The 21,414-nt window shown below is 60.6% G+C and carries 24 protein-coding genes; 10 read left to right on the plus strand and 14 right to left on the minus strand.

Annotated elements, in window-relative coordinates; genetic code table 11:
- The first annotated feature begins 138 nt into the window (after positions 1-138).
- Positions 139-405 carry an usg protein gene (locus GH983_RS10245; RefSeq protein ID WP_054151049.1) on the plus strand — a complete coding sequence of 89 codons (267 nt, stop codon included), beginning with the start codon at positions 139-141 and terminating at the stop codon, positions 403-405.
- A 2-nt stretch (positions 406-407) separates the two neighbouring features.
- On the opposite strand, the gene GH983_RS10250 is transcribed toward GH983_RS10245, so the two are convergent.
- The gene (locus tag GH983_RS10250) at positions 408-1,145 is read right to left on the minus strand and encodes a DUF2270 domain-containing protein (RefSeq protein ID WP_054151050.1); all 738 of its coding nucleotides are present in this window, start codon (positions 1,143-1,145) and stop codon (positions 408-410) included.
- A gap of 126 nt (positions 1,146-1,271) precedes the next feature.
- On the opposite strand from GH983_RS10250, the gene GH983_RS10255 reads away from it, so the two are divergent.
- The 4 genes from GH983_RS10255 to GH983_RS10270 all read left to right on the plus strand — a co-directional run bounded on the left by GH983_RS10255 (position 1,272) and on the right by GH983_RS10270 (position 5,376).
- Positions 1,272-2,090, plus strand: a complete 819-nt coding sequence (locus tag GH983_RS10255) for a class I SAM-dependent methyltransferase (RefSeq protein WP_153762349.1) — start codon at positions 1,272-1,274, stop codon at positions 2,088-2,090.
- A 93-nt stretch (positions 2,091-2,183) separates the two neighbouring features.
- Positions 2,184-3,749, plus strand: a complete 1,566-nt coding sequence (locus tag GH983_RS10260) for a hypothetical protein (protein ID WP_153762350.1) — start codon at positions 2,184-2,186, stop codon at positions 3,747-3,749.
- 71 nt (positions 3,750-3,820) lie between these two features.
- Positions 3,821-4,693, plus strand: a complete 873-nt coding sequence (locus tag GH983_RS10265; protein WP_153762351.1) for an NAD(P)-dependent oxidoreductase — start codon at positions 3,821-3,823, stop codon at positions 4,691-4,693.
- The gene (locus GH983_RS10270; RefSeq protein ID WP_069041189.1) at positions 4,690-5,376 is read left to right on the plus strand and encodes a DNA alkylation repair protein; all 687 of its coding nucleotides are present in this window, start codon (positions 4,690-4,692) and stop codon (positions 5,374-5,376) included. The genes GH983_RS10265 and GH983_RS10270 overlap by 4 nt, the downstream gene beginning before the upstream one ends.
- A gap of 13 nt (positions 5,377-5,389) precedes the next feature.
- On the opposite strand, the gene GH983_RS10275 is transcribed toward GH983_RS10270, so the two are convergent.
- From GH983_RS10275 to GH983_RS10285, 3 genes are all read right to left on the minus strand, one after another.
- Entirely contained in the window at positions 5,390-5,878 is a 489-nt protein-coding gene (locus GH983_RS10275; RefSeq protein WP_054151055.1) for an Lrp/AsnC family transcriptional regulator, read from the minus strand.
- 66 nt (positions 5,879-5,944) lie between these two features.
- Positions 5,945-6,589: a uracil-DNA glycosylase family protein gene (locus GH983_RS10280; protein WP_069043780.1), complete on the minus strand. Its 645-nt coding sequence runs from the start codon at positions 6,587-6,589 to the stop codon at positions 5,945-5,947.
- A 44-nt stretch (positions 6,590-6,633) separates the two neighbouring features.
- The gene (locus GH983_RS10285; RefSeq protein WP_069043779.1) at positions 6,634-7,200 is read right to left on the minus strand and encodes a thermonuclease family protein; all 567 of its coding nucleotides are present in this window, start codon (positions 7,198-7,200) and stop codon (positions 6,634-6,636) included.
- A 118-nt stretch (positions 7,201-7,318) separates the two neighbouring features.
- On the opposite strand from GH983_RS10285, the gene GH983_RS10290 reads away from it, so the two are divergent.
- A complete protein-coding gene (locus GH983_RS10290) occupies positions 7,319-8,854 on the plus strand; it encodes a HAMP domain-containing sensor histidine kinase (RefSeq protein ID WP_054151057.1) in 1,536 nt (511 codons plus the stop codon).
- On the opposite strand, the gene GH983_RS10295 is transcribed toward GH983_RS10290, so the two are convergent.
- Both GH983_RS10295 and cobT read right to left on the minus strand, forming a co-directional pair.
- On the minus strand, positions 8,855-9,277 hold the full coding sequence (locus GH983_RS10295) for a diacylglycerol kinase (protein ID WP_054151058.1): 423 nt from the start codon (positions 9,275-9,277) through the stop codon (positions 8,855-8,857).
- Positions 9,270-10,292, minus strand: a complete 1,023-nt coding sequence (gene cobT / locus GH983_RS10300; RefSeq protein ID WP_069041187.1) for a nicotinate-nucleotide--dimethylbenzimidazole phosphoribosyltransferase — start codon at positions 10,290-10,292, stop codon at positions 9,270-9,272. Before cobT ends, GH983_RS10295 begins: the two co-directional genes overlap by 8 nt.
- A 124-nt stretch (positions 10,293-10,416) precedes the next feature.
- On the opposite strand from cobT, the gene GH983_RS10305 reads away from it, so the two are divergent.
- From GH983_RS10305 to GH983_RS10315, 3 genes are read left to right on the plus strand one after another with little or no spacing between them, the layout of a single operon-like run.
- A complete protein-coding gene (locus GH983_RS10305; RefSeq protein WP_153762352.1) occupies positions 10,417-11,202 on the plus strand; it encodes an adenosylcobinamide-GDP ribazoletransferase in 786 nt (261 codons plus the stop codon).
- A 35-nt stretch (positions 11,203-11,237) separates the two neighbouring features.
- Positions 11,238-11,459, plus strand: a complete 222-nt coding sequence (locus tag GH983_RS10310) for a DUF1289 domain-containing protein (RefSeq protein WP_054151060.1) — start codon at positions 11,238-11,240, stop codon at positions 11,457-11,459.
- Entirely contained in the window at positions 11,456-12,157 is a 702-nt protein-coding gene (locus GH983_RS10315) for a TIGR02281 family clan AA aspartic protease (RefSeq protein ID WP_153762353.1), read from the plus strand. Before GH983_RS10310 ends, GH983_RS10315 begins: the two co-directional genes overlap by 4 nt.
- Positions 12,158-12,166: 9 nt before the next feature.
- Here GH983_RS10315 and GH983_RS10320 read toward each other — a convergent pair whose 3' ends face one another.
- The 8 genes from GH983_RS10320 to GH983_RS10355 all read right to left on the minus strand — a co-directional run bounded on the left by GH983_RS10320 (position 12,167) and on the right by GH983_RS10355 (position 20,276).
- Positions 12,167-12,928, minus strand: a complete 762-nt coding sequence (locus tag GH983_RS10320; RefSeq protein ID WP_153762354.1) for an ABC transporter permease — start codon at positions 12,926-12,928, stop codon at positions 12,167-12,169.
- Positions 12,925-13,851 carry an ABC transporter ATP-binding protein gene (locus GH983_RS10325; protein ID WP_153762355.1) on the minus strand — a complete coding sequence of 309 codons (927 nt, stop codon included), beginning with the start codon at positions 13,849-13,851 and terminating at the stop codon, positions 12,925-12,927. The genes GH983_RS10320 and GH983_RS10325 overlap by 4 nt, the downstream gene beginning before the upstream one ends.
- A gap of 78 nt (positions 13,852-13,929) precedes the next feature.
- On the minus strand, positions 13,930-15,144 hold the full coding sequence (locus tag GH983_RS10330; RefSeq protein WP_371418482.1) for a diguanylate cyclase: 1,215 nt from the start codon (positions 15,142-15,144) through the stop codon (positions 13,930-13,932).
- 193 nt (positions 15,145-15,337) lie between these two features.
- Positions 15,338-16,162: a response regulator gene (locus tag GH983_RS10335; protein WP_054151065.1), complete on the minus strand. Its 825-nt coding sequence runs from the start codon at positions 16,160-16,162 to the stop codon at positions 15,338-15,340.
- Between the two features lie 151 nt (positions 16,163-16,313).
- Positions 16,314-16,586 (minus strand): hypothetical protein, encoded by a 273-nt coding sequence (locus GH983_RS10340; protein WP_054151066.1) that lies wholly within the window; start codon positions 16,584-16,586, stop codon positions 16,314-16,316.
- Positions 16,587-16,696: 110 nt separating this feature from the next.
- Complete coding sequence (locus GH983_RS10345) at positions 16,697-19,285, minus strand: mechanosensitive ion channel family protein (RefSeq protein ID WP_153762357.1); 2,589 nt, start codon at positions 19,283-19,285, stop codon at positions 16,697-16,699.
- A gap of 120 nt (positions 19,286-19,405) precedes the next feature.
- Positions 19,406-19,924, minus strand: coding sequence for a heme utilization cystosolic carrier protein HutX (hutX, locus tag GH983_RS10350; RefSeq protein WP_153762358.1), 519 nt, complete (start codon positions 19,922-19,924; stop codon positions 19,406-19,408).
- A 7-nt stretch (positions 19,925-19,931) separates the two neighbouring features.
- The gene (locus GH983_RS10355) at positions 19,932-20,276 is read right to left on the minus strand and encodes an antibiotic biosynthesis monooxygenase (protein ID WP_054151069.1); all 345 of its coding nucleotides are present in this window, start codon (positions 20,274-20,276) and stop codon (positions 19,932-19,934) included.
- A 248-nt stretch (positions 20,277-20,524) separates the two neighbouring features.
- On the opposite strand from GH983_RS10355, the gene GH983_RS10360 reads away from it, so the two are divergent.
- On the plus strand, positions 20,525-21,403 hold the full coding sequence (locus tag GH983_RS10360) for a hemin ABC transporter substrate-binding protein (RefSeq protein ID WP_153763591.1): 879 nt from the start codon (positions 20,525-20,527) through the stop codon (positions 21,401-21,403).
- Positions 21,404-21,414: the final 11 nt, after the last annotated feature.

Below are 21,414 nucleotides of genomic sequence, written 5' to 3' on the forward strand. Positions count from 1 at the left end.
CTTTATTAGCACTTCCTTCACCAACAGATGTTTCCATCATGTCAGGGCCCGCGTCGGTCGCGGCCCCGGTCGGTCGCGGAAGCGATGACACCGCCCGCGTCGATCCGTCTTCCACGAGAACACGGGGAACGTCGGCACATGAACAGCGAAATGGAACTGATGCTGAAGGGTTACGGGCTGACAACCGCCCAGATCCTCTACCGCCTGCCCGATCATCCTTCCCTGCTGCAGACCTATATCTGGCAGCATTACGATCTGGCTCCGGACTTTCCGGAGATGCGCGGCTTCCTGCGCTTCTGGCAGGACAAGATCGAAGGCCCGCTCCACTCGGTGACCTATGTGCACAAGAGGATGATCGCGGCCAGCGAATGGCGTTCTCTGAAGGGCGAGTTCATTCTGCACTGAGATCAGACATGCACCTCGCCATGGGCAATTTCCCCATCTTTCGGCTCCCGGTATAGGATGGCGAGGAGCAGCGCGATATAGATGGCGCCGACCAGCGCCAGCACGATGCCGCCATGCAGCGGTCCAAGATGGGCGTTCTGGACGATTTGGGACAAGCTGCTGACGAACTCGGCGGGCGCCTCGTTCTGTTGCAGCTTCGGGCTGGAGATTTTCAGCGCCCAGGCGAGAAGCAGAATGAGATACATCCAGATGTAGTTTCGCCGGATACGACGGAAGAGTGCTTCGCGGTACGCCATCAGGAAGACGGGCCGTCGAAGGCTGGCCGCGATCGCCGCCGCCCAATCGGGTTTCAATTCGGCCTGCGGGCAGAGCGCCTGGGAGAAATAGTGCCGCTCGAGCTGGCGGACCCGCGCCCGGTAGACATCGAAGAAGCGATAGCGGCGCGCCTCGATAAAGAGGAAGACCGAGACCAGAAGCATGGCGAACAGCACCACGCCATGATGCGACGACGGCGTTGACAGCGAAACGGACAAAAGGCCCGCCACGACCGTCATAGACCAGTTCGTCGTTCGGTCTATCCGGTCGCGCCAGCTCGTCATACGACCGATCTCGCCCCGATAATAGTGGATGATCATGTTGGCCTTCTCGGCCGAACTCGCCGGCAGGGCCGGTGCGAGGCGCGCGGGCTCTGCGCTCTCCAGCGGCAGGATGCCGGACTTATCCTCAGACGTTTGTTCCATGCTTAGCTCCCTGATCAGGAAACACCAAGAGCCCCCGCAGTGTTCCGTTTGCATTGCCAAGCTCGGCCTGACCCGTTAGACGACCGGCAAAGGCCCGATGAGCGGCCGCGATAACAGGAGCCTTACATGGCCAAGATCGACGAAGAAGCCCTGGCAGAAGCCTATAACCGCGCACTCACCCTTGAGAAGGCAGGCGATATCGACGCAGCTGTCAAGGCCTATGAGGAAGTGCTGGCGATCGACCCCGATGACCACGGCGGCGCATCGGTCCGTATTGCTGCACTTGGCCGCGGCGAAGCCCCGCCCAAAGCACCCGACGCCTATGTCGAGACGCTCTTCGACCAGCATGCCGATGCCTTCGAGGACATTCTCGTCGAACAGCTCGGCTACACCGTGCCGATGATGGTCCGCCAGCGCCTGCAGTCGCTCGGTCTCGGCCCGTTCAAGCGCCTTCTCGACCTCGGCTGTGGCACAGGCCTGACCGGCGGCGCGCTGCGCGACGTGGTGGACGACATGACCGGGATCGACATTTCCGAAAAGATGGTCGAGATCGCCCATGAAAAGGATCTCTACGAGACCCTCTATGTGGCCGAACTCGAGGATTTCCTCGAGGACAATGACGACGAACCCTTCGACCTCGTGACCGCAACCGACGTGCTGCCCTATCTCGGCGCCCTCGAACCGCTTTTCTTTGGCGCTGCCGAGAACATGAGCGACGGCGGGATCTTCGTCTTCTCGTCCGAAACGATGCCGGACGACATCATGGCCGGGAGGCCCTTCATGGTCGGCCCGCACCAGCGCTTCGTACATTCCGAGACCTATGTGCGTGAACGACTGGCCGCGACAGGCTTCGAAGTGGTCGAGATCACCGACATCAACGTACGCATGCAGGACGGCAACCCGTCGCCAGGGCATCTGGTCGTCGCGAAAAAGACCACAACCTAAACCCAAGGATGTATTTTCCACCCAGGGCTGCATACGATTAGTAGCCAAGAAGCGCCCGATCCCTAGGCTTCCCCTGACAAAAAGGGGGAAGTCATGCAAACAGAAGTTGCCACTGCGCTTGGCGGGAGCGGGCCCGTCATCTGGACGCTTATCTTAGCGTTTGTAATCTCTCTGGTGACCGTCTTCGCCTTGATCTTCGGGCGATACGAGATCAGGTTGCGGCGTTTGCGCCTCATCCGGGACTACGTCAAAACCTTTCCGGTCGTCGATCAGGCTGAGGATGCGACGAGCCCCTCCTTCGAGTTTGTCCGGACCAAATATGCCGCCGATGTGAGAGGCAATGGCGAGAACGGTGACGCGAGCTCGCATCACACAGGACGATCTCCGGAAGACATCATCACCGAGATCAACGAGACGATCTCACAGACACGGTTTTTCCTCAATCGCGGTGACATGAGACTGCTCGTCGCGGCCCTTCCCTATTCGCTGGTCGTCTTTGCCGGGTTTACGCTGACCCTCTCAGGCTTTGGATGTCTTGCACCGACCGGGGACTGCCCAAGCATTCCGACCTTCAACCTCCTCACCGTCGGAGGAATGAATTTTGCGGCAGATACCGCCGCAACCGACCTCAGGCAGCTCGCCGAAAACGTCCTGACTGTCGCAGCGATTACATTTGTCGGCGCCTACCTGTCCTCTCTGCGCTATCTCATCCAGGCGCTCGCGGTCTTCGATCTGAACGGCTACACGATGATCAGACAGGCGGCGATGATCGTGATCTCGGTGCTTGCCTCGGCCGCACTCTATCGAGCCTTGCCGGATCTCAGTGCGGTCCAGGAGGTGATCAGCATCGAGAGAACCGCGCCCGTCACCGAGCTGTCCTCTCTCTGGATCTTGCTTGGCTTGGCCTTCGGCCTGCTGCCCGGCAGCGTGCTGCAGTTCATCCTCGTCAAGGTCGGGAGCCAGATCAACTGGATCAAGCAATCCGACAACCGCTTCATCGAGTGGACAAGGGTCGTGCCGCTCGATGCGATCGACGGCATCGATTTCTTCACGCGCTTCCGGTTGGAAGAATGCGGCATCTCCGATGTGCAATCACTCGCCACCTACAACCCGATCATGCTGCACATCGAAACACCCTTCGGCATCTACCAGACGGTCGACTGGATCGCCCAAGCCCAACTGTGCTGCGTCGTCGGTCTCGATCGTTTTCTGCTGTTGCGCCAGTTCAACGTCCGCACGATCTTCGACCTGGAACGGGCCCTGAAACAGAACCGTAACAGCGACACCTCAACGGAAGAAAAGGCGATCGATGCCTTTGACCGCATCTATGCAGCAGTTCTTCTGGCCCCGACCGGGCCGATGAAGCACGTTCAGGAAACGAGTACGGCAAAATTCCTGATTCCCGGTGCAGACGGGCAGATCAAGGAAGTCGATGCGCGGGAATTCAGCATCTGGGCACTGACGACCATCAGTGAAACGCCGGAGATGTCCTCGCGCGCCATCGAGCATCTGATGGACTGGATCGGCGACGACCTCCATGTTCGCCGTCTACGGCGATTGTGGAACGAGATATCAAGCCGTCTGGGCAAGATGAGCCTTGAACTGACCCCGGACGATGAGATCCGTCGGAAAGCGGCTGCCCCCGACACTGCCCGATAATAGTAGAAGGCCTTTCAAGGCCACGGAGCTTCGACTATGCATGTCTCATACCGCAAGGCAGGAGAGACGAAATGGCAAAGGTCGCATTCATCGGTTTGGGCGTGATGGGTTTTCCCATGGCAGGACACCTGAAGGTCAAGGGTGGCCACGAGGTAAAGGTCTATAACCGCACGACGGCCAAGGCCGAGGACTGGGTGGCGAAGTTCGGTGGCAACCATGGATTGACCCCGGCTGAGGCCGCAGAGGGCGCAGAATTCGTCTTCACCTGCGTTGGCAATGACGACGACCTGCGTTCGGTCACGTTGGGCGAAAACGGCGTGATTGCCGCCATGAAGCCGGGCGCGATCCTGATTGACAACACCACCGCCTCCGCCGAGGTTGCACGCGAACTCGCCGAAGCCACCGCGGCCAAAGGCTGCGGCTTCATCGACGCCCCGGTTTCGGGCGGCCAGGCAGGTGCGGAAAACGGCGTGCTCACCGTGATGTGCGGCGGCGAACCGGACACCTTCGAGGCCGCCAAGCCGATCATCGACTCCTTTGCCCGCATGGTCGGCCTGATGGGCCCCGCCGGCGCTGGCCAGTTGACCAAGATGGTCAACCAGATCTGCATTGCAGGCCTCGTCCAGGGCCTGGCCGAGGGCGTGCATTTCGGCAAGAAGGCCGGCCTCGACATCGAAAAGGTGATAGAGGTCATCTCCAAGGGGGCTGCCGGCTCCTGGCAGATGGAAAACCGCCACAAGACCATGAACCAGGGCAAATACGAATTCGGTTTTGCCGTCGACTGGATGCGCAAGGACCTCGACATCGTGCTCTCGGAAGCGCGCCGCAACGGTGCGAACCTGCCGGTCACGGCGCTCGTCGATCAGTTCTACGGCGAGGTGCAGAAACTCGGCGGCAACCGCTGGGACACATCTTCCCTGCTGGCCCGGCTCGAAACAAAATGATCGGCCCCTCCTCCACCGCAGCCGAGATCATCGCATACTTGCGCTCGATGCGGTCGGAGGAGAACATAGCCGGCTTGGCGCGCTACGGGATTGTCACCGAGGATGCCCTTGGCATCGGCAATCCCGCTTTGCGGCAGATGGCCAAGGTGATCGGCCCGAATCAGGCGCGCGCGAAAGACCTCTGGGCATCCGGCATACGAGAAGCGCGCCTGCTGGCGATCTGGACTTTCGTTCCGACGCTGCTGTCATCGGACGACATCCGGCGGCTCGCCGACGAATTCAACTCGTGGGAAATCGTCGACGCGGCGGCCGACCTGCTGACCGGGACGCCCGGCTGGCGCAAACTGGTTGAAGACTTCGCCGCCGACGACCGGGAGTTCATCCGCAGAAGCGCCTTCGCCATGATCGCGGGCGCGACTGTTCACAACCGGAATGAGCCGGACGCGACGTTCCTCGAATGGCTGCCATTGATTGAGCGGCACGCCACCGATCCCCGCAACTTCGTCAAGAAGGCTGTGAACTGGGCCTTGCGCAACACGGGCAAGCGCAGCCGCGCCTGCCACACGGGTGCGGTCCTTGTGGCTCAAAAACTGGCGGGAAAGAGCGATGCCACAGCCCGCTGGATCGGCAAGGATGCCTTGCGGGAAATGCGCGACCCCAAGCGGATCGCGAAGCTCAGGTAATCGCCACCGCGGTCTATTCTTCGCCGGCTTTATTATTGTCGAGGACCATGTAGTCGAGCGGCAACTCGGTCGTGTATTTGATCCGCTCCATGGCAAAGGCAGAGGACACGTCACGGATCTCGATCTTGGCGATCATGCGCTTGTAGAAGGCATCATAGGCCGCGATGTCAGGCACGACGACGCGCAGCAGATAGTCGACATCGCCACTCATGCGGTAGAACTCGACGACTTCCGGAAACTCGGACACCACCTCGGAGAACCGCTTCAGCCATTCGATCGAGTGACTGGACGTGCGGATCGAGACGAACACCGTTACCTTCGTGTTGACCTTGGCCGGATCGAGCAAGGCCACGCGCCGACGGATGACACCGTCCTCTTCCATCTTCTGGATGCGGCGCCAGCAAGGCGTCGTGGACAACCCGACCTTTTTGGCGAGATCGGCAACGGCCAGCGTCGAATCTTCCTGAAGAATACGGAGAATTTTGCGATCGAGGCGGTCCATGGCAAACCCTATAAAAACTGATTTTTCTTGATATAGCCGATTTGATAAAAATTATGGAAAATCATTTCAAGCTATCAACAAGGAAACCTCTCGTCGCAGCACCGGCAGCACCTCGGCCTCGAACCAGGGGTGACGTTTCAGCCAGGCCGTGTTTCGCCAGCTCGGATGGGGAAGGGGCAAGACGCGTGGCCCCTCGCGATTGGCGAGAAGGAAGTCCCGCCAATGGGTCACCGTCTCGGTCATGGTCTTGCGGCGCAGCCGTCCAAGATGCCAGGCCTGCGCATATTGCCCGATGGCGAGAATGAGCTCGACCCGCGGCATGGCATCCATCACCGTCTGTCGCCAATGCGGCGCACATTCCCGGCGCGGCGGCAGATCGTGTCCGTTCTCGTCATAGCCGGGAAAACAGAAGCCCATCGGCGCAATCGCCAGCTTGCTGCGATCATAGAAGGTGTCGCGATCAATGCCCAACCATTGGCGCAGGCGGTCACCGGAGGCGTCGTTGAAGGGGATGCCCGTCTCATGCACCCGAAGCCCCGGCGCCTGCCCGGCAATCAGCACCCGTGCTGTCGCCGAAAGCCAGGCGACCGGTCGCGGTTCATGCGGCATCCGCCGCTCGGGACCTCCGGCCGGACAATCGCGACAAATGCGACAGCGGGCGATTGCGCTCGACAAGGCGTCGATCGTCGGCGGCACGTCACCGCGGGGCATGCTCGGCAGCGAAGGATTGTCAGCGGCCATTCTCTCTTTCGTCCTCAAAACCAATGTGTCAGCCATCGCGGCGGTAACGCCTCGACCCAACCCGTGAGTTCCGCTTCATCGATCTGTCGCTGTCGTCGCCAGTCGGCTGGGCGCTCGAAATCGCCCCGCCAGATCCCCTCGCCTGCCCGTCGGGCCTCTGTCTCACTCGCAAGGTAACGTCCATCGGCAACGACAGACCCGGTCCGCACGAGTATCTCCCCGAGATCGTCGAGGCCCCGCTTGCAGACCACGAGCAACCGGCCGTAACGATCACGGCGTGTACCTGTGCATTCGAAGCCACGCCCGGACACGAGCGCAATCAGGGCACGGCGCGCCTCCTCGCCGCAGGCATAGGGTGCCCCATCCGCCGCCTTGCAAACCTGAGAAAGTTCGGGTGCATCGATCCCTTCGATGCGCAGCCGCTCGCCGTCTGCGATGAGCGTGTCGCCATCGATCACTGAGAACAAGCCGGAAAAGCGCAGCGCCTGTTCGTTCTCGAGCTTGGCGATGACAAGCAATGCGAGCGCCAGGATGGCGAGCCCTAGCACCAGGTCGCGCAGGCGCCGAACGTGTCTCGTCACATTTCCACCCACTTCAACAACAGATCCTTTTTACACATGGCAAACAAAACCTTCCAAGACAGGATCTTCTTAAGATTTCCCCGCTAGGGTTCACCAAGGCGCGGAAGACTGCAACGCAATGAGTAACGGCGTAGATACATCGGCGGACAAAAACGTTCTCGACCTGACGCGACACAATCGCAACAGGGCAACGACGCGCGCTGTCCGGACCACCCGCGAACGTCTTCAGACGGGCCCGGGCACCTCCCCGGCCTTCGATGCAGAGATCCTCGCGATGCATGTCGGCGCCTGCCTGCAGGGTGCGGCCGTCATCCCGATCACGATCCTACTGATCGCGGCCTCCGGTGCCTATTTCACTGCGCAGCCGCATTTCATCATCTGGGGCCTCTTTGCGCTCACGATGCATGCAATCGGCATCCTGATCGTCAGGCGCGCATCCAAGACCGAAATCTCGCCGGAAAACCAGATCAGATGGCGTCGCATCCTGCTGGCCGCGCAGGCAGCCATGGGACTGTCCTGGGCGATCTTCGTCCTGCAGGACTGCGACACCTGCAACCCGACCGCCTTCACCTTCTACAAGGGTGCCGTGCTGCTGGTGGCCCTTTCCATTACGGCCATGGCCAGCATGCTTTTGCGTCAGGCCGTGCTGTTCGGCTTCCTGCCCACGGTGGCCGCGCTGACCGTCGTGTCGATCACCGGCCGGAATATCCTCGACATCGGCCTGACGGCGGTTTTCACCACGGCGCTGATCTTCTTCATCTACATCACCAACCGACTGCATCAGGCCAATCTCAAGCTTCTGTCCTTCCAGACGGAAAAGGACGACCTGATCGCCGAACTGGAAGTCGCCAAGTCCCTGTCCGATGAGGCAAGGCGTCGGGCCGAAGAGGCCAATATGGCAAAGTCGCGCTTCCTCGCCTCCATGTCCCACGAACTGCGCACCCCGCTCAACGCCATCCTCGGCTTTTCCGAGGTCATGGCGACGGAAGTGCTCGGGCCGCTGAACAACCCGCTTTACAAGGAATATGCTGGAGACATCCACCGCTCGGGAAGCCATCTGCTCGAACTGATCAACGAGATCCTCGACCTGTCGCGGATCGAGGCCGGCAAATACGAGCTGAGCGAAGAAAGCGTGTCTCTCCTGGAGGTCGCCGAAGACTGCATCGGCATGATCCAGCTGCGCGCCAAATCGAAGAACATCCGCATCGACCAGCAATTCGAAAAGGCACTGCCGTCGCTCTGGGCTGACGAAAAGGCTTTGCGCCAGGTGATCCTGAATCTCTTGTCGAATGCGGTGAAATTCACGCCTCAGGGCGGCGAGATCATGGTCAAGGCCGGCTGGACCGCCGGCGGCGGACAATACATCTCGATCAAGGACAACGGCCCGGGCATTCCGGAAAACGAAATCCCCGTCGTCCTCTCCGCCTTCGGTCAGGGCTCGATTGCGATCAAGAGTGCCGAACAGGGCACGGGGCTCGGCCTGCCCATCGTCCAGGCGATCCTCGCCAAGCATGGCGGCGAATTCAAGCTGAAGTCGAAGCTCAGGGAAGGCACGGAAGTCATCGCCATCCTGCCATCGAGCCGCGTGCTCGAAAGCCTGCCGGCTGTCTCGGAAGTCAAAGCCATCGAACCGCGCCGCCGGCAATTCGCCTGATCAGGCGAGAAACAGCCGGCTGATGACGACGTAAGCAGCAAAGGCGCCATTGGCCATGATCAGGCAGAAGACAGCAAAGGATCCTAGATCCTTGGCATTGCGGCCGACCGTCGAGATCTCCGGCGAGATGCGGTCGACCAGTTCTTCGATCGCGGTGTTGAGCGCCTCCACCGAAAACATCAGCATCATCAAAACGACGAAGCCGAGGAATTCAAAGAGGCTCGCACCGACGAGAACGAACACGACCAGACCGCCGACAAATGCCAGAAGCTCATGCCGGAAGGCCGCTTCCTGTATCAGACGTCGAAATCCCTGAGCCGAATACTGAGCGGCGGCAAAGAGATGCGCGATACCTGTCTTCTTCTTGATGACTTTAGAGGCGAGCGGCTCCGCATCGCCGGGCTTTGATGTGCGATCACTCATGCGACTTGTTGGATACCCCAGCCTGTTCGAAGGTTGCCATGCCGGAATGGCACGCCGCCGCAGCCTTGACGATGCCGGCCGCGAGGGCGGCTCCAGTGCCTTCACCGAGCCGCATGCCAAGCGCCAGAAGCGGCGTCTTGCCGAGGCGTTCGATTGCGCGCAGATGACCAGGCTCGCCCGAAACGTGGCCGATCAGGCAGTGATCGAGCGCGGAAGGATTGGCCGCCTTCAGGATCGAGGCAGCGGCGGTTGCCACATAGCCGTCGATCAGGACCGGGATCTTTTCCATACGGGCTGCGAGGATCGCGCCGGCCATTGCCGCGATTTCGCGACCGCCGAGGCGTCGCAACACTTCCAGCGGATCGGACAGATGTTCCCGGTGGAACTCGACCGCCTGCTTGACGGCGGCCACCTTGCGCGCCAAAACGTCGCCTTCCGAGCCAGTGCCCGGACCGACCCAGTCCTCTGCCTCGCCGCCATAGAGCGCGAGATTGATCGCGGCCGCAATCGTCGTGTTGCCGATGCCCATTTCACCGATGCAAAGAAGATCGGTTCCGCCGGCAATCGCCTCCATGCCGAAGGCCATGGTCGCGGCGCAATCGCGCTCCGACAATGCCGCTTCACAGGTGATATCGCCCGTCGGGTAGTCGAGCGCGAGGTCAAAGATCTTCAGGCCGAGATCATGCGTCACGCAGATCTGGTTGATGGCAGCGCCGCCAGCTGCAAAATTCTCGACCATCTGCTGGGTAACCGATGGCGGGAACGGCGTGATGCCATGCTTGGTAACCCCGTGATTGCCGGCGAAGATCGCGACCAGTGGACGATTGACCGCAGGGGCCCGTCCACTCCAGGCGGCAAGCCACATGGCAATCTCTTCGAGCCGTCCAAGCGCGCCCGGCGGCTTGGTCAGCTGCTTGTCGCGTTCGCGCGCCGCCACGAGCGCCGCAGTGCTGGGTCCCGGCAGGTCACGCAATAGCGTGCGAAAATCGTCGAATGGCAGGCCGGTAACGCTCATGGGTCGGGCTTCCTTGTATTCTTCCAGCAAATCAGGCTTTGTGGCCTCTCTCTTAAAGACCGGACCCGCACCGCTCAACTCAAAAAAGCGACGCAGTCGGTCGAGGACAAAACGGAAAGGAACCATGCAGGTCGTCGAGAACCTAGTCACGGAAACGGCGCGTGCCATTTCCTTCCTCAGCCGCCTGTCGGTACCGGATCGCTTCTTTGCAGGCCATGACGGAAGCCTTAGCCGCACGGTCGCCGGTTTCCCGCTGGCTGGCCTGATCATCGCCCTCCCCGCTGCCTCGATCATGGCACTCCTGTCGGCCTCCGGTGTCGACCCGGTGCTTGTGGCTCTGATAGGTATCGGGCTGCAGGTCATGCTGACCGGCGCCCTGCACGAGGACGGCCTGTCAGACACCGCGGACGGGCTCGGAGGTGGTCGCAGCCGCGAGAAGGCGCTGGCGATCATGAAGGATAGCCGCATTGGCACCTATGGTGCGCTGGCGCTGATCCTGTCGATCGCGCTCCGTGTCGCGGCGCTCGCGATCCTGATCGAAACCCTACCACCGCTTGCCATGGCCCTTGCCTGGCTGGCTGCAGCAAACCTCAGCCGAAGCCTGATGGTCTGGCACTGGTCCGCCCTGCCCTCGGCTCGGCCGGATGGCGTGGCTGGATCGGCCGGCGCCCCTGATCCGGAGGCGACGCGCATAGCCCTCTTTCTCGGTGGCGTATTGACGGCCGGCATCGGCCTCCTTGCCCTCCCGTTCCACGCGTGGTTTGCCGCCGGCCTGTTTGCGGCCGGCATCGTGGCGGCCTTCACGCGCCACTGCCGCAGGCGCATCGAGGGGCATACCGGCGACACGATCGGCGCCAGTCAACAACTCTGCGAGATCGCCTTCCTCGTGGCCCTTGCCATCATTCTCTGAGCGACCGATATAGGAGCGAAACCAAAGGGCTCGCGATGGAATCTCCCTGCATTCTGATCTGTTCGATCGATGACAAGACCGGCTACTGCTTCGGATGCGGCCGAACGCGCGAAGAGATCGGCCTGTGGACGAGCTATACCGGCCTCGAGCGGCGATCGATCATGGCTGAACTGCCCGCGCGCCTCGAAAACGTCGAGCGCAAGCCCCGCCGCGAAACGCGCCGAACGCGACTGGTGCGCGAACGCGAGGGCGGCTGATGCGGTTTGTTATCGGCATCGCCATTCTTGCGGTCGGCCTCGTCATTCTCGTGATGAACCACGATAGCGGCCAGAGCTTCGGCCTGGACAACGAAGCCTTCGGCCGCCTGGTCGTGGCGCTACCAATCCTGCTGATGATCTCAGCCGGGATTCTGGTCGGCCGGCGCAATATGGGCCAGAGCCTGCGCCAGATGGCGATCTGGGTACTGATCGCTCTCGTCCTCGTCACCGGCTATCTCTATCGCGGCGATTTTCGCAGCGTTGGCGAGCGTGTTCTCGCAGGCCTGATCCCGGGTCGGGCCATTACAGTCACGACAGCGGATGGTTCCGCCGAAGTGATCCTGCACAAGGCGCTCGGTGGGCATTTCGAGACCACGGTCGAGATTGGAGCCGTCGCAGTACCCGTGCTGATCGACACCGGAGCGAGTTCCGTCGCACTGCGTTACGAGGACGCCATGCTGATGGGCATCGATCCCGGCGAGCTTAGCTTCACCCGCACGGTGCTTACCGCCAACGGCCGCGCCTCCGCAGCCCCCTTGCGCATTCCCGAAATGCGGCTCGGCCCCATCGTTCGAACAAACGTGGATGCCGTCGTGCTCGAAGAAGGCCTGCTCGACCAGAGCCTTCTCGGCATGAGTTTTCTCTCGACGCTGAGTTCCATGCAGATGCAGACCGACGAACTCAGGCTGCGTGATTGACGGATCGCTTCAGGGTCGGAGCTTGTAGCCCGTCTTGAAGATCCAGGCGAGGAAACCGAGGCATGCGGCGAGAAAAATGCCGATCATGCCGAGGCTGATGAGCGGATGCACATCCGACACCTCGAAGAAGCTCCAGCGGAAACCGCTCACCAGATAGAGCACCGGATTGAGATGGCTGACAGCCTGCCAGAACGGCGGAAGCATGTCGATCGAGTAGAAGGTACCGCCCAGGAAGGTGAGCGGCGGCACGACCAGCGACGGCACGAGGCTCAATTGCTCGAAGTTCTTCGCCAGAATGCCGATGATGAAGCCGGCGAGGCTGAATGTGATCGATGTCAGCACCATGAAGAACAGCATGAGCGCGGGATGGGCAATTTCGAGATCGACGAAGAACATGGCCGTTGCCAGGATGATGAGGCCAATCATCATGCCCTTCGTGGCGGCAGCTCCGACATAGCCGATCAGTATCTCCGTCATCGCCACCGGCGCCGAGAGGATTTCATAAATCGTGCCGGTGAACTTCGGGAAATAGATGCCCGCCGAACCATTCGACACGCATTGGGTGATCAGCGCCAGCATGATCAGGCCGGGCGTGATGAAGGCGCCATAGGAGACGCCGCCGATCTCTTCCATGCGCGAGCCAACGGCTGCCCCGAAGACGATGAAATAGAGCGCTGTGGACAGGACGGGCGAGATCACGCTCTGCAGCAGTGTGCGGCGCATCCGTGCCATCTCGTAGACATAGATGGACTTGATCGCTTCGATGTTCATGCAGCCTCTCCGATCAGCGAGACGAAAATGTCTTCCAGAGACGTCTGGCGCGTGGAGACATCGCTAAATTTCAGGCCGGCGGCATCGATCGCAGCCAAAAGCCGGGCAATCTCACCGTCTTCGCTTCCAAGTTCATAGTCGTAGACGAGTTCGCGTCCGTCTTCGCCGAGTGAGAGCGAATAGCCGGCGAGGTCTGCCGGTATCGCCTGGATGGGTTCGGTGAGCACGATGGTCAATTGCTTGCGCCCGAGCTTGCGCATCAGCGCATTCTTCTCCTCGACCAGCAGCAGCTTGCCACGATTGATGACGCCCACACGATCTGCGATGCCCTGCGCCTCCTCGATGTAGTGGGTTGTGAGGATGATGGTCACACCCGTCTTGCGCAGGCGTTCGACGAGTTGCCACATGTCCTTGCGCAATGCCACGTCGACGCCGGCGGTGGGCTCGTCGAGGAAGAGGATGCGCGGCTGGTGCGACAGCGCCTTGGCGATCAACACCCGCCGCTTCATGCCACCCGACAATTCGCGAAGCGCATTGTCGCGTTTCTCGTAGAGGCTGAGATCCCTAAGGATCTGGTCGATATAGGCGGGATCGGGCTTCTTGCCGTGCAGGCCCCGCGAGAAACTGACTGTGTTGAACACCGTCTCGAACATGTCGGTCGTCAGTTCCTGCGGCACCAGACCGATCTCGGCCCGGGTCTTGCGAAAGTCCTTGACCACGTCATGACCGGAGACCGTCACCTGCCCGCCACTGGGATTGGTCATGCCGCAGATGATCGAGATCAGCGTCGTCTTGCCGGCGCCGTTGGGACCGAGAAGTGCGAGGATCTCGCCTTCTTCAATGTCGAAACTGACGCTGTCGAGCGCCTTGAAACCGTTGGAATAGGTCTTGGAGAGAGAACTGATAGAAATAATGGGAGGCATTTGACTCTCCGGGCTGCGGATGGTCGCACACATATGGGCATACGCCCGCGGCACGACCAGAGCGCAATGGAATTCAGGTCAGGAAAGCATGGTCTCGGAATAGACACGGTTCCGGCCGTAGCTCTTCGCGAGGTAAAGCAACTGGTCGGCCGCTGCGAGATAATTGCTGAAACTCTCCCGTCCGGCGATTTCCGCAAGCCCGATCGAGATGGTCACGTTGATATCCTGGTCGTCGAGTGCCACTCGCAGGCTCTCGATCTCGCGCCGCAATGTCTCGCAGAGCGCTGATCCCTTTTCGACATCGAGGCCCAGCATCAAGACACTGAACTCCTCGCCACCGAGCCGGGCCATGAGGTGACCGCTGCCGTCGAGCCGGCGCGCGAGCTTGGCACCGACCGCCTGCAGAACCCGGTCGCCGATTTCATGGCCATAGGTGTCGTTGAGCTTCTTGAAATGATCAATGTCGAGCATAGCGATGCAGCATGGCTCGCGCCGCTCGAGACGTCCTGCCACTTGCGACGGCCCCTCGTCGAAAAAGTAGCGACGATTGGGAAGACCTGTCAGATAATCGCTGAACGCGGCCACGCGGAGCTGCCTGAGCTGCGCAAGCGTTTCGATATTGTGCTGGATACGGCACTGCAACTCCTCGATGACATAGGGACGATAGACAAAGTCATTCGCGCCGGCCTTCAGGAAGCTTGCCGACAAGAGGCGGTCGGCGGACGAGGAAATGCCGATGATCCTCAGACGGTCGCTATTGTGGTCGCGACGGATTCGTCGCGTCAGTTCATAGCCGTCCATGTCAGGCATGTTGTAATCGGTAATCACGAGCTCGATATGCGGCTGCCGCGTCAGGATATCCATGGCCTGATATCCGGTCGACGCCTCGTAGACTTGGAACTTCTGCACACGCAGGAGATCGGCCAGCATGGCCCGGGCCGAAGGCAGGTCGTCGACGACGAGCACGCCGACCTGTCGATTGCCAAGGAGGCGCAGGACCGACGAGACGACGAGGTCGATCGCGCCTTCATTGTTCTTGACGTGGTAATCGGCAACGCCTTTCTGCAGCAGACGCTCGCGCAGGTCACGATTGAAGTCGGCAGTGAACACGACCGCCGGAATTCCTTGAGCGATCACGGCATCAAGAATTTCGCCGTCCGATGCACCGGGCAGGTTCAAATCGACGACTGCGACGTCGAACTTCTCACCGCCGCGCATCACGTTGCGAAAGACGTCTGCCGAGGCGCATTGGGTCACCTGACAGAAGAAGTCGTTTTCCAATCGGTGACGCATCACCTGGGAGACCGCGCGGGAATCCTCGATGATCAGGACTCGGCCCTGCTCCGCGCGTTTTGAACCCACGACAGCGGGCTTGGTGTCAAACTGCTCAGAAAAATACATAAAATATCCACCGAATTCCCGAGATCGCTCAACAAGCGACCTCCTCCCTCGGCAGAACACTAGCGACCTTAATTATAAGTCGCACCTATTTTTTGCGGGCTTGCGCAGCTTTAATCTGAACGAGCGTGTCCAGGTTCTGGTTCACGCGGCAATAGAACTCTTCGTCGATGAAGGGACGCAGCATGAAGTCGTTTCCGCCAACCTTCAGGAAGCGTGCCGACAGCAGTCGGTTGGTCGACGACGAGACGCCGATGATTCGCAGTTCATGCGACCCGCGCACCGAACGGATGCGTCGCGTCAGTTCGAACCCGTCGATATCGGGCATGTTGTAGTCTGTGACCACGAGGCCGATATCCGAATTGGCCTTCAGGATCTCTATCGCCTTGGCGCCACTCTCGGCGAGGCTGACGCGGAAATTGTAGCGGCGCAGGCGGCTCGACAGAAGAGCGCGTGCGGTCGGGCTGTCATCGACGATCAAAACGTGGTGACGGTGGTTGGTCAGGAAGCGATAGACCGACTCCGCCAGCATTTCGACGGCAAAGACATTGTCCTTGAGGATATAGTCGACGATGTCCTTGGCGAGCAGCTTTTCGCGCATCTCGTCCTGGAAAGTCCCTGTGAAGACCACGGTCGGGATGTTGCAGTCGATCAGGTATTCCAGCGCTTCGCCGTTTTCGGCGCCCGGCAGGTTGATGTTCGAGATCGCCAGCACCACCGGCTCCTGCGACAGCTCATTGGCCATCTGCAAGTCCTCGAACGTGCGGCATATCTCGATGTCGACACCCATCAGCTCCTTCAGGCGCTGACTGATCATCTGCGTGAAGACATTGGAGTCCTCACCGAGAACAATCCGAACGTCGGGAAAAGTCTCTCCCGAATACTGCATTCCAGAAATGCCGAGAACTGCCATGACCAGCCTTCACTGTCTTGTTTATTTGTAAGACATCTAACAAAGGCCCTTTGCGGAAGCGTTAACTCAGGCACTTGGCCCGTATCAACACTCCCGCATAGTTAAGCATTCAAGAATATCCAGGTATCTCGGCGAGCAGCGTCAAAGCCGTTCACTTGATGGTGGCGATACCATCCTTGATTTCGACGGTTTCATCACCGGCGAGCCCGATCCGGTCTCCGTTGGGCAGCGTAAGGAAACACCCGGATGCGCAGATCGTGTCGGAGCCCCCGGCATCGAGCGAAATCTCGGTTCGTGTGCCTTCTTCGACCACGACGATAACCACGGCGGAGCTGCCGGTGTTCAGCACCGAGGCTGCCAGTGTCGGCCCCGCCAACAAGCTGCTCACCACCACGACAACCAGCTGCGCATAGAACTGCTTCATGCCGATAGCGGAGCCAAAGGCTCCGTCCTCTCAATCGCGCCCGGTACATTTCCGACCGCTCCTGCCCCTCTTGTGCCCCATTTTGCCTGAATGGCGGCTGAATGCGGCGTTCATGGCAGGAGTTTGTCATCATCCGGGTCCGGAGACAATTCCTCCGCCACCTCGGGACGATCGTCCGCCCGTTTCTTGCGCCGGACAAGAGCTTGCCGGTCATGCTCCTGGAGATGAAGCATGACGTCCTGATGCGGGTAAGGCATGACGATGTCGCGGGCGCGGAAGCGTCTGAGGATTTCGATACGGACTTCGTTGCGCACCCGCAGACCGTCGGCGATGTCACCGAGGTGGAAACGAAGTTCGAAATCGAGCGAGGATGCTCCGAAGCGCAAGAACTCGACATGCGGTTCGGGATTGCGCAAGACGTCGGTCCGCTCGTTGACCACGGCCAGCAACACGTCAATCACCTCCTGCGGATCGGCATCATAGGCCACGCTGACCGGCACTTCGGAGCGCTGCATGCGGTTGCGATGCGTCCAGTTGCCGAGCGGCGAGTTGATGAGCTCGGAATTCGGCACGATGATCGACTGGCGCCGGAAGGTCTCGATTTCGGTCGCACGGACCGAGATTCGCTTGACAATGCCTTCATTGACCCCGGTGATCACGTGGTCGCCGACCTTGAAGGGTCGCTCGACCAGCAGAATCAGGCCGGAGACGAAGTTGGAAACGATGTTCTGCAGGCCAAAGCCGATACCGAGAGACAGGGCACCGGCAACAAGCGCCAGGCTGGAGAGATCGATACCGGCTGCGGAAATGCCGATGATGCCGGCAATGCCGGTACCGAGATAACCGACACCGGTCTTCACCGAATTGCGCACGCCGACGTCGATATGGCTGCGCGCCATGACATTGCCGTCCAGCCACTTCTGGAACCAGCGCGTCACGAACAGGCCGGCAGCGAAAAGCAGGATACCGCCGAGAATTCCGAAGATCGAGATGCGGATCGTGCCGACATTGATCTCGGTAAAGAGGTTGAAGAGCCAGAGCTGCAGATCGCGCGGCTGGAACCCCCAGGACATCAGGATGAGCGGAATGCCGGTCACGAGCGCAAAGGCGTAGATGACCAGACCGGCGCCGATACCGCTCTGGTCCAGCACGACAGCCGAGAGGCGGAAACGGCGGCCGATGAACCGACCGACCCTGGTTTCACCGAACTGATTGGGAGCGGAAATCGCCTTGCCGGTCAGGATGCCGATATACATCGTCGCCAGAACCGCGCCCGTGAGAACGATCTGGGTCGCGAGGAAACGCGCGAGCCCGACATAGCCGATGGCAGCAGCGAGGATCAGGACGGCGCCGACAATCCGAAGCGTGATCGCCACCGCCCGTGGCCAGGGCCGTCCCCGGACAGCGGGATCGCCTGACTCGGCGAGCACCGGCCGCAGGAAGGACACGAAGAACAGCAGCAGGCCGATGACCACGGAGGAGGCAAAGCTGCGCATCACCGTCAGCACGACTGGCGAGCTGTAGCTCTCGTTAATGACGGACACGACGTAATCGAGGCCGTTGACGAGCGCCATCAGGAAGATTGCGATACTGAGGTCGCGCGCTCCCTTATTTGAAAGCTTGACCAACCGCCAGTTAGGCGCCGCGGGCGCAAGCACCGCTCTTGAAATGGCCATGACGAAAAAGACAAGACCGATCAATGCAAAGACCGATGCAACGATCGGAGCGATGTCGGTTCTCAGCACATTGAACGTATCGAGCAGGAAATAGGTGGAAGCCAGAAAGAAGCTCAGTGCCAGAGACGGCAGGATCGTCGAGAAGAAGGCGACCGAGAAGCGGCTGAGATAGGAGGGGGCTTCGTTGGTCGGATCGCGCCTGTTGATCCGTCCGAACAGACGGTACTCGACAAACAGGATCAGCGAAGCCAAGGCCATCGATAGAAATACTGCAATGGCCAACTGCAAGGCCTTGAACTTGATGACGAAGCTCAGCCAGCTCGTGATGCTGCGCTGAACCCGCGCCGCATCGGCGGAGAAAGACTGGAGCGCCTCCTCGAGCACACTTCCATTGATTTCGGTATGCTCGAGCAGCCGGCTGGTAAACAGTGCCCGACGCGTGTCCGAGACCCGATCGGACAGCGTCTTCGCCTCGATCGACAGATCCTCGGCCTGGCCGGTGAGCGCATTGACTTCCGCCCGCGCGGCATTGAGCCGCGACCTCTCCTCAGCGACGCTCGCGCTTTCGGCCGGCTGCCCATCGGCGGGTGGCTCGCCCAGTTCCGTCAACCGACCCTGAATGGCATCGATCCGCGGACGCAAATCGACGGTAATCGCAAGCGCTTCCCGCCCGAGAGCATCGGACTGAACCTTGAGATCTGCAAGGACGCCGTCTTCCTGGAGGTTTTTCTCGACCTGATCGCGCAGGCCGGTCAGGCGCGCTCGCGCTTCCTCGACGCGCTTCTCGGCGGCGACGATCTGCTCGTCACGTTGCGGCGGCGGCGCGACCGGGGCAGCAGCCGGCGCCGATGTTTCCGGCTGCAGCTGCGGTCCCTCTGGCGCGTCAACCGGGGCCGGCTCAGTCACCGCCGGCGTGGCATCGGTGTCCTGTGCCAGGACAACACTTGGCGTAAGCAGGAAAGAAGAACCCGCCGCCAGCAGGCTGAGGGCGACGGCGAAAGAAATCGAACGGAATCGGATCAAAACGTGGTCCAGTGCGTGGATGAAAGCCGCAGGACAATAGATCCAGTTAAAGGCAAAAGAAAGAAGGGCTTAATGGAAGAACCCGCCGCCCCTGATGGACCGGCGGGCAAAATTCATGCGTCAGGCGAAAGTCTGTCGCAAAGCTTCGAAACGCGCGACCTGATCTTCCAGGAGATTGCGCTCCTTGTCGCGACGGACGAAGACCTTGAACATAGCCTTTCCGTCGGCATTCATGAACCAGACAGAACAAGACCGGCGCCCATGGAAGCCGCGATCGACGAAAGCGATCGAGTCGCAACGTTCCTTGCGGATGTGACCGCCGATCGGACTGTCGCCATGGATGTTGAACCAGCCATGCCCCTCGCTGCCTTCGGGCAGACTGCCCTCGACTTCGAGCACGATGTCTTCGGTGTGGACGATCATCAGGATCTCGCCCCAGGATGTGAGGTCCTTCCAGATCGGCTCCCACTTCTCGGAAGGCACCAGCACAGCGGCCCCTTCCGGGAGGATGGCGAGCACGTCGGCAGGTGTCACCTCGGCCTTGGCGGCGATCTGTTCGATGACACCGTCAGGCTTTTCGGCGAGCGCCGCCAGCGCCCGCTCGCGTCTTTCGCCGTGGCTTTGCGTCAACGTGTCCATCTAGGCCTCACGCAGCTTCCGAAGCCGAGCGCTTGCCCGAGCGGTCTTCGTGGATGATGACGTCGAAGCCCTCAAAATGCGGACCGGAGAGATATTGAACCTTGCTCTCGCCAGCGCGTGCATGGGCGGCGCGGAACTGCTCAGACTTGGTCCAGGCGACGAAATGGCCATGGGTCTCCCACACGGTATGCGAGGCATACAGCGTATGGTCTTCGGCCTTCGGACCCTTCAGCATGTGGAATTCGATGTAACCCGGCATTTCGGCCAGTCGGCCTTCGCGGGCCTTCCACTGGTTCTCGAAGGCTTCCTCGAAGCCCGGGACGACGCGAAAACGGTTCATGGCGATGTACATGGGTCTGCTTCCCTCTTTGCAAGACAAGATCTGATCGTCGCGATCGGGCATGCGCTCGGCTGGCGAGTTTACCTCGAAAACCGGCGTTCTGGAACGACCGCGCTCTGTTGCCTTCCTATTTAAACTTGTGTAGCACAGTCAAGTTAAATGTCGGGAGTTCCCCGCACATGCGTATTCTCATTATCGGCGATCCGGAGACGGCTTTGTGCCTGCCTCCGGGCGCCCGGATCATAGGTTCGAGCACATCCATGTTGTCCCTTCGCCCATCCCGCCGAAAGCTCCTCTCCGCCCTCGCCTTCTCGCTTTCTTTGACGCTTGTTCTGCCGCAGACGGCAGGGGCCAAGGATGCCGAGCGGATCGTCGCGATTGGCGGCACCGTGACGGAGATCATCTATGCGCTCGGCGAGGGGGACAGGGTGGTCGCCGTCGACACGACGAGCCTTTATCCGCCGGAGGCAAGCTCCAAGCCTGATATCGGCTATGTTCGCCAGGTCTCGGCAGAAGGTGTCCTCTCCCAAAGACCCGATCTGATCATCGCGGAAGCCGGTGCCGGCCCTATCGATTCGATCAACATCCTCAAGGCGAGCGGCCTCAGCTTCGTCAGCATCCCCTCGCCCCCTGAAACATCGGCTATCCCAGCAAAGATCCGCGCCATCGGCCAGGCAATCGGGCGCGCGGAAAAGGCAGACGAACTGGCAAAGTCGGTCGAGGCCAGCCTCAAAGCCATTGAAGACAAGGTGAAGGCGGCAACAGGGCCGAAGAAGAAAGTCCTGTTCGCTCTCTCCCTCGCCAATGGACGCGTCATGGCGGCCGGCAGTGAGAGCTCTGCAGACGCGATGATCCGGCTGGCCGGTGGCGAGAACGCCGTGTCCACGATCTCCGGTTACAAGCCGCTGACCGATGAAGCGGTGATTGCCGCAGCCCCCGACGTTATCCTCGTGATGAGCGGCGGCGCCCAGCATCTGACGGCCGAAAAGGCCTTTGAACTCCCCGCCCTTGCAGCAACCCCGGCCGGCGCGAACAAGGCCTTCCTCACCATGGACGGCCTCTATCTCCTCGGTCTTGGACCGCGTGCTGCCGACGCCGCCCGTGACCTGAACGCCATGCTCTATCCGGAAGGGCAGTAATCGTGAACACG

This window comes from Agrobacterium sp. MA01 (assembly GCF_009650195.1).
Taxonomy (GTDB): Bacteria; Pseudomonadota; Alphaproteobacteria; order Rhizobiales; family Rhizobiaceae; genus Allorhizobium.

What these genes read in the sequence shown, in the direction of transcription:
- GH983_RS10280 (WP_069043780.1), bottom strand. Translation starts at nt 6,589, where the DNA reads ATGCCCCGCGGTGACGTGCCGCCGACGATCGACGCCTTGTCGAGCGCA.
- GH983_RS10330 (WP_371418482.1), bottom strand. Translation starts at nt 15,144, where the DNA reads ATGCGTCACCGATTGGAAAACGACTTCTTCTGTCAGGTGACCCAATGC.
- GH983_RS10245 (WP_054151049.1), top strand. Translation starts at nt 139, where the DNA reads ATGAACAGCGAAATGGAACTGATGCTGAAGGGTTACGGGCTGACAACC.
- GH983_RS10250 (WP_054151050.1), bottom strand. Translation starts at nt 1,145, where the DNA reads ATGGAACAAACGTCTGAGGATAAGTCCGGCATCCTGCCGCTGGAGAGC.
- GH983_RS10325 (WP_153762355.1), bottom strand. Translation starts at nt 13,851, where the DNA reads ATGCCTCCCATTATTTCTATCAGTTCTCTCTCCAAGACCTATTCCAAC.
- GH983_RS10310 (WP_054151060.1), top strand. Translation starts at nt 11,238, where the DNA reads ATGGAATCTCCCTGCATTCTGATCTGTTCGATCGATGACAAGACCGGC.
- GH983_RS10295 (WP_054151058.1), bottom strand. Translation starts at nt 9,277, where the DNA reads ATGAGTGATCGCACATCAAAGCCCGGCGATGCGGAGCCGCTCGCCTCT.
- GH983_RS10270 (WP_069041189.1), top strand. Translation starts at nt 4,690, where the DNA reads ATGATCGGCCCCTCCTCCACCGCAGCCGAGATCATCGCATACTTGCGC.
- GH983_RS10320 (WP_153762354.1), bottom strand. Translation starts at nt 12,928, where the DNA reads ATGAACATCGAAGCGATCAAGTCCATCTATGTCTACGAGATGGCACGG.
- cobT (WP_069041187.1), bottom strand. Translation starts at nt 10,292, where the DNA reads ATGAGCGTTACCGGCCTGCCATTCGACGATTTTCGCACGCTATTGCGT.
- GH983_RS10335 (WP_054151065.1), bottom strand. Translation starts at nt 16,162, where the DNA reads ATGGCAGTTCTCGGCATTTCTGGAATGCAGTATTCGGGAGAGACTTTT.
- GH983_RS10265 (WP_153762351.1), top strand. Translation starts at nt 3,821, where the DNA reads ATGGCAAAGGTCGCATTCATCGGTTTGGGCGTGATGGGTTTTCCCATG.
- GH983_RS10255 (WP_153762349.1), top strand. Translation starts at nt 1,272, where the DNA reads ATGGCCAAGATCGACGAAGAAGCCCTGGCAGAAGCCTATAACCGCGCA.
- GH983_RS10290 (WP_054151057.1), top strand. Translation starts at nt 7,319, where the DNA reads ATGAGTAACGGCGTAGATACATCGGCGGACAAAAACGTTCTCGACCTG.
- GH983_RS10305 (WP_153762352.1), top strand. Translation starts at nt 10,417, where the DNA reads ATGCAGGTCGTCGAGAACCTAGTCACGGAAACGGCGCGTGCCATTTCC.
- hutX (WP_153762358.1), bottom strand. Translation starts at nt 19,924, where the DNA reads ATGGACACGTTGACGCAAAGCCACGGCGAAAGACGCGAGCGGGCGCTG.
- GH983_RS10355 (WP_054151069.1), bottom strand. Translation starts at nt 20,276, where the DNA reads ATGTACATCGCCATGAACCGTTTTCGCGTCGTCCCGGGCTTCGAGGAA.
- GH983_RS10340 (WP_054151066.1), bottom strand. Translation starts at nt 16,586, where the DNA reads ATGAAGCAGTTCTATGCGCAGCTGGTTGTCGTGGTGGTGAGCAGCTTG.
- GH983_RS10260 (WP_153762350.1), top strand. Translation starts at nt 2,184, where the DNA reads ATGCAAACAGAAGTTGCCACTGCGCTTGGCGGGAGCGGGCCCGTCATC.
- GH983_RS10275 (WP_054151055.1), bottom strand. Translation starts at nt 5,878, where the DNA reads ATGGACCGCCTCGATCGCAAAATTCTCCGTATTCTTCAGGAAGATTCG.
- GH983_RS10360 (WP_153763591.1), top strand. Translation starts at nt 20,525, where the DNA reads ATGTTGTCCCTTCGCCCATCCCGCCGAAAGCTCCTCTCCGCCCTCGCC.